The sequence below is a fragment of the Bifidobacterium amazonense genome, from assembly GCF_018555435.2.
GTDB lineage: Bacteria > Actinomycetota > Actinomycetes > Actinomycetales > Bifidobacteriaceae > Bifidobacterium > Bifidobacterium amazonense.
This window is the reverse complement of sequence record NZ_JAFEJT020000044.1, coordinates 1-15,380: the sequence shown is the minus strand read 5'-3', so window position 1 is coordinate 15,380 and position 15,380 is coordinate 1. Positions and strand designations below refer to the sequence as shown.

Annotated in this window: 10 protein-coding genes and 1 pseudogene; 4 read left to right on the top strand and 7 right to left on the bottom strand. The window is 64.6% G+C overall.

Features of this window, described 5'->3' with window-relative positions; translation table 11 throughout:
* Positions 1–85 precede the first annotated feature (85 nt).
* Complete coding sequence (locus JS533_RS09780; protein WP_241514227.1) at positions 86–1,201, top strand: LacI family DNA-binding transcriptional regulator; 1,116 nt, start codon at positions 86–88, stop codon at positions 1,199–1,201.
* Here the strand turns inward: JS533_RS09780 and JS533_RS09775 are convergent.
* Positions 1,191–4,055 carry a DUF5695 domain-containing protein gene (locus tag JS533_RS09775; protein ID WP_241514226.1) on the bottom strand — a complete coding sequence of 955 codons (2,865 nt, stop codon included), beginning with the start codon at positions 4,053–4,055 and terminating at the stop codon, positions 1,191–1,193. The genes JS533_RS09780 and JS533_RS09775 overlap by 11 nt on opposite strands.
* A gap of 158 nt (positions 4,056–4,213) precedes the next feature.
* Positions 4,214–5,827, bottom strand: coding sequence for a type 2 periplasmic-binding domain-containing protein (locus tag JS533_RS09770; RefSeq protein ID WP_241514225.1), 1,614 nt, complete (start codon positions 5,825–5,827; stop codon positions 4,214–4,216).
* 378 nt (positions 5,828–6,205) lie between these two features.
* On the opposite strand from JS533_RS09770, the gene JS533_RS09765 reads away from it, so the two are divergent.
* The gene (locus JS533_RS09765) at positions 6,206–6,718 is read left to right on the top strand and encodes an LURP-one-related/scramblase family protein (RefSeq protein WP_241514224.1); all 513 of its coding nucleotides are present in this window, start codon (positions 6,206–6,208) and stop codon (positions 6,716–6,718) included.
* Positions 6,719–6,874: 156 nt separating this feature from the next.
* Positions 6,875–8,161 carry an ATP-binding protein gene (locus JS533_RS09760; protein ID WP_241514223.1) on the top strand — a complete coding sequence of 429 codons (1,287 nt, stop codon included), beginning with the start codon at positions 6,875–6,877 and terminating at the stop codon, positions 8,159–8,161.
* 204 nt (positions 8,162–8,365) lie between these two features.
* Here the strand turns inward: JS533_RS09760 and JS533_RS09755 are convergent, their stop codons facing one another.
* Positions 8,366–9,781, bottom strand: a complete 1,416-nt coding sequence (locus JS533_RS09755) for an MFS transporter (protein WP_241514222.1) — start codon at positions 9,779–9,781, stop codon at positions 8,366–8,368.
* 44 nt (positions 9,782–9,825) lie between these two features.
* Complete coding sequence (locus tag JS533_RS09750; RefSeq protein WP_241514221.1) at positions 9,826–11,826, bottom strand: glycoside hydrolase family 127 protein; 2,001 nt, start codon at positions 11,824–11,826, stop codon at positions 9,826–9,828.
* Positions 11,827–12,024: 198 nt separating this feature from the next.
* Between JS533_RS09750 and JS533_RS09745 the strand changes: the two genes are divergently transcribed.
* Positions 12,025–13,173 (top strand): LacI family DNA-binding transcriptional regulator, encoded by a 1,149-nt coding sequence (locus JS533_RS09745; RefSeq protein WP_241514220.1) that lies wholly within the window; start codon positions 12,025–12,027, stop codon positions 13,171–13,173.
* A gap of 27 nt (positions 13,174–13,200) precedes the next feature.
* Here the strand turns inward: JS533_RS09745 and JS533_RS09740 are convergent, their stop codons facing one another.
* The 3 genes and pseudogenes from JS533_RS09740 to JS533_RS09730 form a co-directional block, all read right to left on the bottom strand.
* On the bottom strand, positions 13,201–14,889 hold the full coding sequence (locus JS533_RS09740; protein ID WP_338024182.1) for an ABC1 kinase family protein: 1,689 nt from the start codon (positions 14,887–14,889) through the stop codon (positions 13,201–13,203).
* Positions 14,890–14,892: 3 nt separating this feature from the next.
* Complete coding sequence (locus tag JS533_RS09735; protein WP_033492611.1) at positions 14,893–15,141, bottom strand: phasin family protein; 249 nt, start codon at positions 15,139–15,141, stop codon at positions 14,893–14,895.
* An 84-nt stretch (positions 15,142–15,225) separates the two neighbouring features.
* A pseudogene (locus tag JS533_RS09730) lies at positions 15,226–15,380 on the bottom strand (HAD family hydrolase); the annotation flags it as partial.

Below are 15,380 nucleotides of genomic sequence, written 5' to 3'. Positions count from 1 at the left end.
CCGCGCCGGCCGTTATGATGGGGGAAGTTTCGTTCGCGTACCGGGGCGGCTTGCGCGAGGCCGTTCGCTTGGAGGAGGCCGTAGCATGTCCAGTTCCGAAGCCGTCACAGCCCAGTCACCCGCGGATCGGCCGTCCGCGCAGCCGTCCGCGGACCGGTCGACCGACCGGCAGCCGATCAAGTCGGATGACAGGTCGGAGGGCAGGGTCACGCTCGCCGACGTGGCGCGCGCGGCCGGCGTCTCGCTGGCGACCGCGTCGAAGGCGATGCACAACGTGACGCGCGTGAGCGCGGCCACGCGCGCCCGCGTCCAGCAGACGGCGAAGGACATGGGCTATCGGCCGAACGCCACAGCGCAATCGTTGGCGACCGGCCGGTCGAACGCGATCGGCCTGATCACCTCGGATTTTCAGGGTGTGTTTTCGACGCCGATCCTGCTGGGCGTGGAGGATGAGCTGGGCGTGCGTTCGAATTCGGTGATGCTGTGCAACGCGCGCGGCGACGCGATGCTGGAGAAGACGTACGCGCAGTTCCTGCTGTCGCGCAACGTGGATGGTCTGATCATCGTCGGTCAAGACACGAATCCGCGGCCGCCGCTCGACGTGGATACGGCGGCGCCGATCGTGTACGCGTACGCGCCGTCATCCGATCCGGCCGACTGTTCGATCACGTGCGACAATGTCGGCGCCGGGCGGATGGCCGTGGAGCATCTGATCTCGTGCGGCAAACGCCGGATCGCGATCATCGCCGGCGAGGGATCGTACAAGGCCGCGCACGATCGTGTGCAGGGCGCGCGGACCGCGCTGCAGCAGGCCGGACTGCAGCCGGTCGGACCGGTGCGGGCGGGCGGATGGTCGGCCGATTGGGGACGTGCGGCGACTCGTCTGCTGCTCGACCAGCACGTCGAGTTCGATGGCGTGGTGTGCCAGAGCGACGCGATCGCGTGGGGCTGCATGGACGCGCTCAAGGAGCGCGGGCTGAGCATTCCGGGCGATGTGGCGGTGATCGGCCACGACGACTGGGCGCATATCGTGCAGGGGCTGAGCCCGAAGCTGACGAGTATCAGCAACCGCACGAACGAGATCGGCCGCATGGCCGCGCGCACGATCATCGACGCGGTGGCCGGCAACGCGCACCACGGCGTCACCTATCTCCCCTGCAGCATCAGCCAGCGCGAATCCACCCTCCCACTCAACGACTGATGCGGATGATGTTGGTGGGGACGCCGGAGAGCGGGACGACGATTCGATGCCAGTCGGCGTCGAGTTGGACGGCGGATGCCGACTGCTCGTCGCCGTTGATGGTCAGACGGTAGGTGCCGGCGGCGGGCATGCGTAGGGAGAATGTGCCAGCGTGCGCATCGCCGGTGACGTTGTCAATCGTGAGCGTCACGCGGCGGACGGACGAACGGTCGTCATCTGTGGTTGCGCGACCCGTGGCTCCAACGGTCTCACATCGCACTTCGGCGAGCGCGTCACGATCGAGCTTGACGGCCCAGTCGTGCACGGTGTCGAAGAAGCGCACGCGCAGGCCGTCGGCCGGGCGGACCGTGTAGCCGCCGATGCGGGCATCGGCGTCCAGCAGCTCGCAGCCGTAGCCGCGCAGCGCGCCGCAGTCGGCCGGGCCGCTCATGACGAACGAAGCGGCGGAGCGTAGGGCGCCGAAGTAGCCGAGCGCGCTTTCGCCGGAATAAGGTACGAATCCGCGGATCATGCGGCGTGTGCCGCTGCCGTCCCGAGGACCTGGGCGCGCACCGGTGAGCTCGCCGGTTTCCGCGACGTGGATCCATGCGGATGCGCCATCGTTGGCAGGATCGTCGCTCAGATAGCCGCCGGAGTTGTAGATCGAGAAGCCGGCCAGGTACGATGCGGCGAACGATCGCAGCAGATCGGGATCGTAGTGCCTGCGTTCGAGCGCCCAGTCGTAGATCGTCCATGCGCCGAGCTGGGTCATGTAGCTGACGTTCCAGCCGCTGTCGCCGCAACCACGCAGATCGGTCATGCCGAGCGCCCAGTCGGGCTGACGACCGCGGTTGGCGAGCGCGACGCGCATTGACGACTCCATGACGCGTTCGTCGCCGATGGCCGCGCCGTAGCCGTACACGGCCTCATAGGCGGTGGAATCGTAGGCCATTTCAGAGCCGTACGGGTACGCTTTGCCGGCGAAATACCACGCCTTTTTCTCGACGAGTCCCTGAATGCGGGCCGCGTCCTCGTCGAGTCCTTCGGCGCGCAGCGCATCCGCCAGATGCATGGCGAGCACGCTTTCGCCCATGTTGGCGTAATGGTCCGCACCCTCGCCGTCGGGGAACATCCAGTAGTCGAACATGGCGGCGAAGTATCGGGTGGCACGCTCGAGCCAGTATGCCGGCTCGTTCAGCCACGGGCATTCGGCGCGGTACCGCTTGGCGATGCGGTACATGTTGAGGAACGTGTTGGCGACGTGCACGTAGTTGAACGCGCGCCACACATCGTCGGCGCCGCGGCCGGCCCATGGCTCGAACATCTTGAACCACGGCACCATCCGGTGCACTTTGCAGCCGGGCTGTTCGGTGAGCCGCTGTTCGATGAAGTCGCGGCAGTAGCCGTCGAGCACGTGCAGCTGTTCCTCGTTCGGCCTGTAGACGTTCCATTCGGAGAGCATAAGCCCGGAGACGAGACCGATTTCGTCGCTGCCGCCAGCCATCCAGTCCGGCAGGTCGGGGTTGAATGTGGCGTTGATGCGACGGCGGTTGGCCATGTCCCACATGAGCAGGCCGTGATAGCACGGGTCGGTCGGGTCGGTCTCCCACTGGTTGCGCGCGACGAACGCGTTCTGCTTGCGATAGATCGTTTCCGGCGGTTCGATGCCGAAGAATGTTTCACGTGAAACATTGTCACCACAGCCATCCACACGATCGTCGCCGTCGAGTTTCACGTGAAACACACGACGGCCGTGCCCGCCGAGCCGCACGATCGCGTGCCAGCGACGCACGCCGTCGGCATGGTCGTCTCCGCGCGACGCGATCTCCGTCACGGAGCCAGCATAGTCCTCCTCTGACTCGGCGACGAGCGTCGGTCGGGTCGCACTGCGGATCGTGACTTCCGCGTCCTGTCGGACTGGCACGACCGTGCCCGGATGGGACTCGAGCATGAACCCGCCGATCGAGGCCAGCCAGTCCCACGCCTCGTCGTACGAATCATGCATCGCGATCGCCAGCGTGAACCGCATACGTTCGCCGGCTGCCAACGTAAGCGACCCGCATGCGCGCGGAAACGCGTCGGACGGACGATCGACGAGATTGAGCTCGTACACGCCTTCGAACGTGGATCCGGCGCCGCCGCCCCGCTGCCAGCGCGGATCATGGTCGACGGTGAAGCTGTACGCGGCGGTGCGGCCGGTGAGCGCGACCAGCAGCAGCGGCATCGCGCCGCTTGACTTCTGCCAGTACGCCCAGCTATGACGGCCGATCAGGCACATGTGCCGCAGCACGCACTGCTCGTACTTGAACGAGTCGTCGCCACGAAAGAACTGGTTCATCAGCAGCGGCACGCCAAGCCGGTCGATCGTGACCGAATGGTCGGATGCGTTCTCCAACTCGATCGTCCACTCGATGTCGTCGTCACGCTTACGGAACCGTTCGGCGATGGCCAGCCCGGCCGTCTCCGTACCGGCCGCGATATGCACGTCGATCGTGGACGCGTCCGGATACTCGACCGTGCGCAGACCGTCCAGCGCGGCAGTGTGGATCGTGCGCACGGACCGCCCGACGGCACACGCCGTATCGGACGAGCCGCGGTCTGCGGCATCAGCAGCAGACGCGTTCACGGCAACGGCGACGCCGTCCGCAGCGTCAGAAGCACCGCGCTCCCCCGCCGCGGCGTCGTGCACGTCGATCGCCAGATTGCCCAACCAACGCGCGTCCGGCCCGTCGAAACCGGGGAATTCGTCCGGAGTAAGCAGGAACTCGGTGCCGTTCGCATCACGCGAGCTGCGCAGCGACGTCCACGCCGCCCGTTCCGCGTCGAAAGTCGCGTCCAGTCCGCCGATGCGCCAGATGATCCGTCCGCCGCCCATGTCAGTCAGTCCTTTCCTCCCAGTCATTCATCCATCAGTCGCCGCGTCCGCGCACCTTGCACGCATACCAAGCGTGCGCACGTTGCCCGTTTCCGGAATCCGTGCGCACGTTGTCCCTTTCGTGATCCGTCAGTGCCGATCGTCAGGCGAGGCCGGCCTCAGCCGAGCTTCTCGGTGTAGGTGTCGTACCACTTCTGCCAGATGGCGATGTTGTCCTTGACGCCGGTGTTCTCGAGGCTCTTGACGTACTCGTCCCAGTCCTTGTCGATGCCGCCCTTCTGGATCCAGCCGGCCACCTTCGGCATCACGTAGGTCATGATGACGGTGTTGTTGTTGGCGAGCGTGTTGAGGTCGGAGGAACCGGGCACCACGTAGATGGGCATGTAGTCCTTGCTGTCGGCGATCTTCTCGTAAGTCGGGCGGTACACCTCGTCGGCGGCGCGGAACTCCTGCGAGTTGATCGTGGAGCCGTCGGCGCCCTCAGGCTTGACGTCGGGGCGAATCCAACCAGCCATGTTGCCGGAGAGCACTTCGAGTTTCGGGTCGGTCTGGCCACTGATCACGTACTTGTGGTCGCCCTCGTCCTTGACGAACTTCGGGATGGAGCCCCAATACTGTTCGACGGACACCTTCTCGCTGTACAGCGTGTCGATGAGCTTCCAGATGGCGTCCTTGTTGGCGGCCTCCTTGGAGACGGACACCTTGCCGGTGTGGTACTGGTTGAAGTCCTGCGAATAGTCCCACTTGGCGTCGCTGCTCGCGGTCTCCTTGAGCGGCGGCACGGACACGTACTGGTCCTGCCACTTGGTGCCGACCACGGCGATCGGGTTCCATGCGAGCACCGCGCCGGCGGTGGGCACGTCGTCCTGCTGCATCTCGGCCCAGTACTTGCTGTAGTCCTTGGTGACGTAGTCGGCCGGCACGAGGCCCTTCTCGACGAGCGAGTGGATCCAGGTGACGACGCGCTTGAAGTTGTCGGTGGTCAGGTAGGTCTTGACCGTGCCGTTCTCGACGTAATAGCCGTTCTGGCCGGCCTGCGACTGCAGCTGGGTGACGATGCCGGTGGAGTTGAGGAAGGCGACCGCGTCGTTCATGCCGAAGCCGGAGGAGCCGAGCTTCTGCATGTTGAACGGGATCTCGTCGGCCTTGCCGTTGCCGTTCGGGTCCTTGGTCTTGAACTGCTCGAGCACGTTCTCGAACTCGTCCCACGTGGTCGGCATCTTGAGGCCGAGCTTGTCGAGCCACGTCTTGTTGATGATCAGGTGGGTGCCGGAGCCCTTGAAGTCCTCGCCCCAGCTGTCGGGCAGCGTGTAGATGTGGCCGTCGAGATCGGTGACCATCTTCTCAGAGGTCGGCTCGGACTTGAACAGGGCCTGCACGTTCGGCATCTTGTCGAGATGCGGCTTGAGGTCCTCGAACAGGTCGGCCTGCGCGACGTCGCTGGTGGAGAAGCCGGAGATCGTCACGTCGGCCACGTCGCCGGAGGCGAGCGACGGGCCCTTCTGCGAATCCCATGCGGTCGTCGCAATGTCGCTCCACTTGATCGTGCAGTCGCAGCCGGCCTCGACGTCCTTGACCCAGCCCATGTCGGCCATCTTCGGCTGGACGTTGGTGTCGTGAATGACGGCGACGTTGACGATCGGCTTGCCGTTCGCGTCGGTCTCGCCGCTCGCATTGCCGCCGCCACAGCCGGCCAGCAGCATGGTCATTGCGGATGCGATCGCGACCGCGGCCATCATCGGCCGGTGCGACGTGCCGTTGTACTTGCCCATATCAGTCTCCTTCGTGTTCGCCGACGACCGTCGTCGGCGTATCCTCGCGATCTCCCCACGACTCCGCCGACCGGCGGGCGGATCGGTCATCGATTCCCGTCGATCGTTGTTGCGGATCATTGTTGTGAAATCGCTTTCACACTTGATATGATAACAGCCACAAAATACTTGCGCAACTCGCAATAAAACTTTCACACTAGTTTTCACAGCACAACGACGAGCAGACTCGCTCACAAAATGTGAGATATCGACGAAAACTCGCTCATAAAAGCGCCAGAGAGGTCAATCCGAAGGCAGGCGAGGCGACCCGCGCCGCGGTGATAGATTTGAGTACGAAGGCGGTCATCGATGACGGCCGGAAGCCGAAAGGACGGCGCAATGACGACGAACCTGTACATCAAGCAGAAGGTGTTCTCCATCGGGGAACGATTCACGGTCACCGACGAGTATGGAACCGTGCGATACAACGTGCGCGGCAGCTTCCTCGACATCCCCAAGACGTTCCGCATCCGCGCCGGCGAGAACGACGAACACGGCCCGGAGGTCGCCGTCATCACGAAAAGGATCTTCAGTCTCCTGCCGCATTTCAGCGTTGACATGGACGGGCGTGAAGTCGCGGCCATCGACAAGGAGTTCACGCTGTTCAAGCCGCGGTATCGCGTGGACGCGGCCGGACTCGAGATCGACGGCGACTGGTGGAACCTGAATTTCGACATCACGCGTGGTGGCGCACCGGTCGCACGCATCAGCCAGCGGCTGCTCGCGTGGGGCGACACGTACGAGGTGACCGTGTTCGACGAGCGGCTGGAGGCACTGATCGTGTCCATCGTCGTCGCCATCGACTGCGTGAAGGCCGACGACGCACGCGGCGGCGCGGCCACCGCCAGCTGACAGGCGACCGGCGACGACCGAAACTGGGGACCAGCCACACTTTCCGGCGAGCAAACGGCCTCGTCATGACCGCCTCGGCCAGCCCATATATCATATGCTAATTTTTATACGTTGAGTGATATATTTTTTGTACATTCGTCGTATAATATTTAGTACATGACAGACTATATCCTCCGCCCCTTGGCCGAAACGATCCTCGACGCGAAACGCAAGACCGTGATCCTCGAAGGCGCACGCGCGGTCGGCAAAACGATGATGGCCCGCAAGCAACTGGTTCCGCACGGGTTCTCCTATACGACTCTGGCCGACGAGAACACCTACAACCTCGCCTCGGCGGATCTGCGCGGATGGCTGAATGAACTGCGCACGCCGGTCATCATCGACGAGGCGCAGCGCATCGCAGAACTGCCGCTCGAAGTCAAGGAGATCGTCGACGGCCTGCCATCCGGAGGCATCCGGTTCCTGCTCACCGGCAGCGCGGTCATCAACCGCGGCGGTCTCGATGGTCAGGACCCGCTCGCCCGCCGCGCGCAACGCTATGCCATGAGCCCGCTGACCCAACGCGAACGACTCGGCGTATCCCGCAGCATCGTCGACGATCTATGGGATGCAATCCCGAACACCGATTACGACGACGGGATCGGCCGCAACGCACTATACGAGCTGATGGCCGCGGGCGGATTCCCGGAATACTCGTCGCAGTACGACGAATACGAGGACTGGGAACGAGAACGGCTCGTGACCGACGATATCGCGACCGTACTGGGCGACACGATCCTGCCCGGCGAAAAACTCGATGTGGTCATCGCCCGCACGATCCTGGACCGCATCCTGTGCTCGCCGGGCGGCATCCTCAACGCCAGCGCCACCGGCGACCAGCTCGCCTTGGACCGTCGCACCGTGGAACGCTATATCGGCGTGTTCATGCGCCGTTTCCTCATCCACGCGCTGCCCAACATCAGGACGGCACCGAACCGTCAGGCATTCACCCGCGCGAAGCTGCACCCGGTCGACACGTCACTGAGCGTGCAGACGCTCCTGTCCAAAGGCAAGGATCCACTGACCGATCCCGTCGTCTACGGCGGGCTGCTCGAATCGTTCGTGGCCAACCAGATCGTGCCGGCAACGCAATGGTCAGCCACGCATCCCGACTGCTTCTACTGGCGCGAACCCGGCTCCAGCCCGAAGGAGGTCGATCTGGTCATGCAACGACGCAACCGCATTGTCGGCGTCGAGGTCAAGTCATCGGCGAAAGTCAACCGCGACGACTTCAAAGGACTCGCGGAACTCGCCAAGGACCCGCGATTCCACCGCGGCTACCTCATCTACACCGGAGCGACGATCATGAAATGGCCCGGAGGCCTATGGGCGATACCCGTCACGGCACTATGGCAGCCGACCGCTTTCCTCGATTCCGGCCACGTCTCCCCCGACGCCGAATAGCCGGGAATACGACGAAAGCCGCGTGTATGCGGCGGGGCGTAACGCCACATACACACGGCTTTCGGATGACGAGTCGGATTCCGCACGGGTGACGCCCCGGCCAATCGCACACCGGGTCACGCCCCGCGCGGAATCGGTTATTCAGTTATTCGGTTGTTCAGTTATCGGCATTCGGCTGGTTCGACCGATCGACGGTCCAGCCGATCACTTGCCTTCCGCGGCGAGCGCCTTGGTGTGACGCTCGGCGAGCTCGGCCTTGATCATCGGCTCCATCTTCTCGTACTTGCGGTAGAAGCACATGATCACGCCGACGATGATGTAGACGATGACCGGCAGCCAGATGAAGCAGAAGCTGATCGCGTCCTGCGCGGACTGGGACTGCACGTCCTTGGTCGCGTCGTAGCCGGCCGCGCCCATGAGCTCGAGCGGCAGGAACGCGCCGAAGCCGGAGCCGACCTGGATGCAGAACGCGGAGCCGACGGCGGTCAGGAAGCCGGCGGCGTGGATGCCGGTCTTCCACTCGCCGTAGTCGACGGTGTCGGCGAGCATGCCGAACGGCATGCCGATCGCGATGGCCGCGCCGAAGACGCCGATGGTCCAGAAGATGACGAGCAGCGGGACGTTGGTGCCGGCGAGCGGCATGAGGGCCTGGCCGACGCCGCCGATGACAAGGCCGATGATCATGGTCAGGGTCTTGTTCTTGGTCTTGTTGGCGATGATCGGCATCGCGATGGTGCCGAGCAGGCCGAGCACCTGCACGCCGTTGAACAGCGAGGTCAGGTTGCGGTTGTCGAGCACGTACTGCGCGTAGTAGGTGGACACGCCGTTGCGGGTGGACTGGGCGACCCAGTAGATCACGAACGCGACGACGAGGATGATCCACGGCCAGTTGCCCTTGGCGGCCTTGAAGGAGTCCTTCAGCGGGATCGGCTTGTTGAGTTCGGGGTGGTAGTTGCGCTCGTTGAGGTTCTTGAAGGAGAACAGGAGCAGCACGATCGCGATGACGCCCCAGATCGCGGTGACGATCATGAAGCCGGCCTTGTCGCCGCCGCCGACCATGGTGCCGAAGACGCCGACCAGCGGGATGGTGAAGGACGAGGTGATGAAGGAGCCGATCTGGCCGCCGGCCATACGGAAGGAGTTGGCGTTGTTGCGCTCGGTCGGGTCGGAGGTGAGGTTCGGCAGGATGGCGGTGATCGGGGTCTGGATGCCGGTGTAGACGGCGCCGGCGGCCAGGATGTAGGTGATCAGCGCGTATGCGAACTTGGGCGCGCCTTCCGGCAGGCTCGGCGCGGTGAACGCGATCCACACGGTGACCGCGAACGGCACGCACAGCCACAGGAACCACGGGCGGGACTGGCCCCACTTGGTGTTGGTGTGGTCGACGATCGAGCCCCACACGACGGCGGAGATCGCGTCGGCGAAGCGGGCGACGAGCAGGATGGTCGCCGCGCCCAGCGCGCCGGCGGCCGGGATGTGGAAGACGTTGGTGTAGAAGTACATGATGTACGACGAGATCGTCACGTACAGCAGATTGCCTGCCATGTCGGTGAAGGAGTAGGCGATCTTCTCCTTCGTGGAAAGCTTCACCGCGGAAGCGTCCTGGGTTGCAGCACTCATTGTCGTTGTGTTCCTTCTTCGTTGATTGATTGAAAAACTAGAGATCAGAAGTCCGAGTCGAACCAGACCTGCATCTGGCCGATCTCGCGGTTGGCCCACGCGTAGTACGGGATGAGCTTGAGGTCGTAGGACTTCTCCCCGACCGGGTGCTCCTCGACGTCCGCGTACAGCGGGAAGTCGTCGCCGTCGTGCGTGCGCTTGGTGGCGGGGATCGTGATGACCTCCACGCCGTCGAGCTCGCCGAAGTGGTATTCGGCCTTGGCCCGCGACGCGTCGTGGCTGGCGATGTGGTAGTTCCACAGCGGGGCCGTGTTGTCGGTCTCCTCGGCGCAGAACACGATCGGGCCGCGCATCACGGCGATCTTGCCGATGTCGTGGCGCACGAGCGTCTTGGAGCGCATGAACTTGACGGCCATGTCGAGATCGAGCGTGATCGTCGTCGTCTCGCCGGCGGCCGCGGCGACCGTCACGAATCCGTCCACGACCGGCAGGCGGCGCGCGTCCTCGCCGTTCACGGTCATCTCGTGCTTGGAGGCGGACCAGCTCGGGATGCGCACCAGGAACTGCACCGGCTCAGCGCCTTCCGGCACGCTCACCGTGAACTCGATGTGGCCGTCCCACGGGAAGTTCGACTTCTGCGAGACCTTCACGCCGTCGAAGAACTCGGCGTCGTTCGCGATGAACTGGTGGGCGATGATCTCGCGCCTGTCCTCGTGCACGGTGTACAGGTAGCGGTCCACGGACGCGATGAGTCGCGCGATGTTGGCCGGGCAGCAGGCGCATCCGAACCATTCGGCGCGGTGCATGAGCACGTGGTAGCGGTCGGGGTTGTGCTCGGTGGCCTCGGGGTCAGCCTCGAGCGCGTTCACGTAGTAGAAGTGCTTGCCGTCGAGCGCGATGCCGGCGATGGAACCGTTGAACAGCTCCTTTTCGAGCACGTCGGCATACTCGCCCTTGGTCTCGAGCTCGAGCATCTGGCGGGCGAGGAAGCTCATCGCGACGGACGCGCACGTCTCGCCGTACATGGTGTCGCTCGGCAGGTCGTAGTCGTAGGTGAACGCCTCGCCGACGTGCGTCGAGCCGACGCCGCCGGTGATGTACATGCGCTTGGTGACGATGTTGTGCCACAGGCGCTTGGCGGTCTCCTCGAGCTCCTTGTCGCCGGTCAGACGGGCCACGTGGGCGACGCCGGTGAGCATGTAGCCGACGCGCACGGCGTGGCCTTCGGCGGTCTGCTGCTGACGGATCGGACGCGCGGTCTGCGTGTACTCGTGCGTCCAGCCGCGCATCTGCGGGAAGATGTCGGTCGAGCCGTCGCCGATCTTCTCGTTCTGCTTGTCGTAGAAGCTCGGATCCTTGCCGCGCACGTCGATGAAGAACTTGGCGAGATCGAGGTACTGCTGCTTACGGGTGACCTCGTACAGGCGGGAGAGCGCGAGCTCGATCTCCGGATGGCCGTCGGCGCCGGGGATCTTGCCGTCCTCCTCGCCGAAGTTCGCGGCGAGGCAGCCGGCCATCTTCTCGGCCACGTCGAGCGCCTGCTGGTTGCCGGTGACCTCGTAGTACGCGACGGCGGCCTCGATGTAGTGGCCCATCACGTACATCTCGTGGCTCTGCTGGATCTGCGTGAAACGCTCGCGGTTCGCGAACGCGCCGGACTTGATGATGTACGGGGTGTCGAGATAGCCATCCTCGCGCTGGGCGCGAGCGATCAGGTCGACGAGCTTGTCGCACAGGTCCTTGAGCTGGTCGTCGGGCTCGTAGGCGAGCGCGTACGCGGCCTCCTCAAGCCACTTGTACACGTCGGAGTCCTGGAAGACGAAGCCCTTGAACTCGCCTTCCTCGTCGCCGGCGGCGATGCGCAGGTTGCGCACGGCGCGGCTGTAGTGGTAGTCGATGTCCTGCTTGGCGCCGGACGGGTCGCGCGGGATGTCGATCTTCTGCTCGTCGTTGATGACGGCCCACTGATACGGAATCACTTCCTTGGCAACGTTTTCACGGTAACGCTTCCAGAACGGCGAAGTAACCGTGACATGCTGGCTCATGGCTCTTCCTTTCCACACTGATCGGGACGATCGGGTACTTGAACTGCGTGTTCTTTTGTGCGGAGCGGCGGGACCTGCTGCAATGCGATCGCGTCCCATCCGTCTCCTTGATCGATTGCACAGCCATCCTAGAAAACCATGACTTGACCCGATTCAAAGTCTTGCGAATGCGAAAATTTTCGCATATCATTACGCGTCATGGACACCGTGTCAACGCAGCAATCGCAACCGACACGCCGAGCCGCACACCGGGCGTCGGACGCATCGTCATCGCCGGCTCGAACGGCATCGCCGGACCGCAGACCAACGCTCGCCGACGTCGCACGTCTTGCCAACGTATCCATCGCGACCGCGTCAAAAGCGCTCAACCGCACCGACCGCATCTCCGCGGCCACGCAACGCACGGTCATCGACGCGGCCGAACGACTCGGTTATCGCACCCCCGCCGAACGCGGCCGCCGGCAGCGCCAGCGCTCCGGACTCGTCGGCCTCATCACCTCCGACTACAACGGCCGTTTCTCGCTGCCGCTGCTCACCGGCGCGGAAAGCACGCTCGGCGCGTCGAACCACGCCGCGCTGCTCATGAGCTCGCACGGCCGGCCGGCGCTTGAGAAAAGCCACATCGACCGGCTCGCCGCGCACGGCGTGGACGGGCTGATCGTCGTCGGCAACACGACCAACGCGCGCCCGCCGCTCGACCCGGACACGACGATGGGGCTGCCGGTCATCTACACGTACGATCCGTCGCGCGATCCGGACGACTGCTCGATCGTGTGCGACAACGTCGGCGCGGGCGCGCAGGCGATCGAATACCTGCTCAGCCTCGGCCGGCGCTATATCGCGATCATCGCCGGACCGGAGGATTTCCAGGCGGCGAAGGACCGTGCGCGCGGCGCGTGGCAGACGTTCTCAATCTACGACTTCCAGCCGGTCGACGTGCTGTTCGACGCGTGGAGCGAGGAGTGGGGCGAACGCGCGGCGCGGGTGCTGCTCGACCGGCATCCGCATCTGGACGCGATCTACGCGCTGAGCGACGAGATCGCGCGCGGAGCCGTGCGCGGATTGGTGGCGGCCGGCAAACGCGTGCCGCAGGACGTCGCCGTCATCGGCCACGACAACTGGTTCGTCTTCGCGTCGAACGCGCACCCGACGCTCACCACGTTCGACAACAACATCCCCCTGATCGGCAAGACGGCCGCGCAGTTCCTGCTCGACGCGCTGGCCGGGCGGCCGCACCACGGCGTGACCACGATCGAATGCCCGATGATCGTGCGCGAATCCACCGAACCGGCCCGCCGCACCCCGCTCGAAAGCTCCGGCCGCATCTTCGACCGCCGGAACGGGTGAGACGCGGCAGTACCGGTCGGCCGCCGCTCACCGCCGCTTCTTGCGGCCCTTGAAGTTGATGTCGAACACGATCCACACGGACAGCACGAACGCGACCACGTAACCCATGAATCCGACCACCGGGATGCCGAAGATGATCGGCTTCATGCCGGCGTAGTACACGATCGACGAGCCGACGAACAGGCCGACGACGATCAGCGCCATCGTCAGGCGGTTCACCATGTCGCTCAGCTTGTTCATCGGCTCCTCCGCGCCGATCAGCTCCACGTTCACGCGCAGCTGCCCTCGCGTGAGCATGCGCGCGATCGTCTTCGACTCGGTGACCGCATTGAGCAGGCCGTGCAGCGCCTGATGTCCCTCCACGCTCAGCGACGTCAGCTCGTCGCGTGCCGCCTGCTTGGGCGATTTGCTCGTCGCAATGTGCTTCGAGATGATCTCGATCATGTTCACGTCGGGAATGAACTCGTCGAGCAGGCCCTCGAGCGTCACCAGCGCGCGGCCGACCGTCGTGACCGTGCTCGGCACTTCGATCCCGTGACGTTGCGCGAGCTGCGTCAACGCGGTGATGAACGCGGCGATGTCCAGATCGGACAGTTCGACGTTGCCATATTCGGCGACGATCGTGTCCAGATCGGCGAGCAGCGCCGGATAGTCGGCCGGATCGGCATCCGCGCCGGCGAAACGCAGCAGGCCGTCCGCCAGCGACGGCGTGTCCTGTTTGGCGACGGCGAAGATCATCTGCTTCATGACCGAGCGCGTGGTCGAGTTGAGCCGGCCGGTCATGCCGAGGTCGAGCAGGACGATCTGCCCGCCGGCGACCATGATGTTGCCCGGATGCGGGTCGGCGTGGAAGAAGCCGACGTCGAGCACCTGCGTCGCGTAGTTGTCGACGAGCTTGGTGCCGATCTCCTTGAGATCGTAGCCGGCCGCGACCAGACGGTCCGGATGCGAGACGGAGATGCCCTCGACGTAGTCCATGACGACGACGTGCTCGGTGCACAGGTCCATGTACGGCTTGGGACAGTCCATGTATTTGTAGGGCTCGCAGAACCGCTTGAATTCGGCCAGATTGCGCGCCTCGACGAGAAAGTCCGTCTCCGATTGGAACGTGTCCCACAGTTCCTCGACCACGCCGCCGAGATCGACGACCTGCGCGGTGGAGACGACCTTGGTCGCGACCTTGGCGATCGATCGCATGATCGACACGTCCTGCGCCATCGTCTCGCGCACGCCCGGACGCTGCACCTTGACGGCCACGTCCTCACCGGTGACGAGCGTCGCACGGTGCACCTGCGCGAGCGACGCGGAGCCGAGCGGCGTCGCGTCGATATGTTCGAAGATCTCCTCGACCGGACGGCCGTACTCGTGCGACAGCGTCTCCAGCACGGTCTCGTACGGCATCGGGTCGGCGTCGGCGCGCAGCTTCGCCAGCTCGTCGCAGAACGACTGCGGCAGCATTTCGGAGCGCATCGACAGGATCTGGCCGACCTTCACGAAGGTCGGGCCGAGCGCCTCCAGCATCAGGCGCATCTTGACCGGCGTGAGCCCGTGCGCCACATCGAACTGGCGCGCGATGCCGGCGATTTGGGAAAGCCTCTTGATCTTGCCCCACCGGGTCAGGTGGTAGCGCTCGGAAAAGGCATCACGACGGGGGCCGAACAGGTCGAGGGTCTCCCCCGGCCATTCGGCCCCCGTATTCGCGGTGTTATCGGCCAAGGGCTACTCGGCCTTGGCCTCGCCGTCGGCGGAGCCGGTCGCGGCGGCGTCCTTCTTCTCGGACTCCTCCTTGACTTCGGCGGCCTTGCGCTTGAGCTCGGTGTTGAGCGCCTTGCCCTGCTCGACGGTCAGTTCGCCCTTCTTGACGAGATCGTCCACGATCTCCTGGCTCTTCTCCACCGTGGTGGCCAGGGCGCCGACGCCCGCCAGAAACACCTTGCGCAGGCCGTCGCCCAGATCGAAACCAGCCATGATACGCCTCCCTATGACGTGGGGTATGGTCGCTTCCAAGCCTACTCCCCCGCCGGTAGAAACCGGCGGAATTCGGCTGAGGAATCACTCCCCCACGCGCTGGCGCACGTAGCCGTCGAGCACGTCCGCCGTCACGCCCGCATACGAGCTGATCGACGCGAACTGCGGGCCGTTCGACGTGTCCGTATTGATGTATCCGGTCTGCGCGATCAGCGTCGCACCGGACGCGGCCGCCGACC

Bases quoted from the DNA above. Each gene is read 5' to 3' on its own strand.
- JS533_RS09780 (WP_241514227.1), top strand. From the start codon at position 86: ATGTCCAGTTCCGAAGCCGTCACAGCCCAGTCACCCGCGGATCGGCCG.
- JS533_RS09775 (WP_241514226.1), bottom strand. From the start codon at position 4,055: ATGGGCGGCGGACGGATCATCTGGCGCATCGGCGGACTGGACGCGACT.
- JS533_RS09770 (WP_241514225.1), bottom strand. From the start codon at position 5,827: ATGGGCAAGTACAACGGCACGTCGCACCGGCCGATGATGGCCGCGGTC.
- JS533_RS09765 (WP_241514224.1), top strand. From the start codon at position 6,206: ATGACGACGAACCTGTACATCAAGCAGAAGGTGTTCTCCATCGGGGAA.
- JS533_RS09760 (WP_241514223.1), top strand. From the start codon at position 6,875: ATGACAGACTATATCCTCCGCCCCTTGGCCGAAACGATCCTCGACGCG.
- JS533_RS09755 (WP_241514222.1), bottom strand. From the start codon at position 9,781: ATGAGTGCTGCAACCCAGGACGCTTCCGCGGTGAAGCTTTCCACGAAG.
- JS533_RS09750 (WP_241514221.1), bottom strand. From the start codon at position 11,826: ATGAGCCAGCATGTCACGGTTACTTCGCCGTTCTGGAAGCGTTACCGT.
- JS533_RS09745 (WP_241514220.1), top strand. From the start codon at position 12,025: ATGGACACCGTGTCAACGCAGCAATCGCAACCGACACGCCGAGCCGCA.
- JS533_RS09735 (WP_033492611.1), bottom strand. From the start codon at position 15,141: ATGGCTGGTTTCGATCTGGGCGACGGCCTGCGCAAGGTGTTTCTGGCG.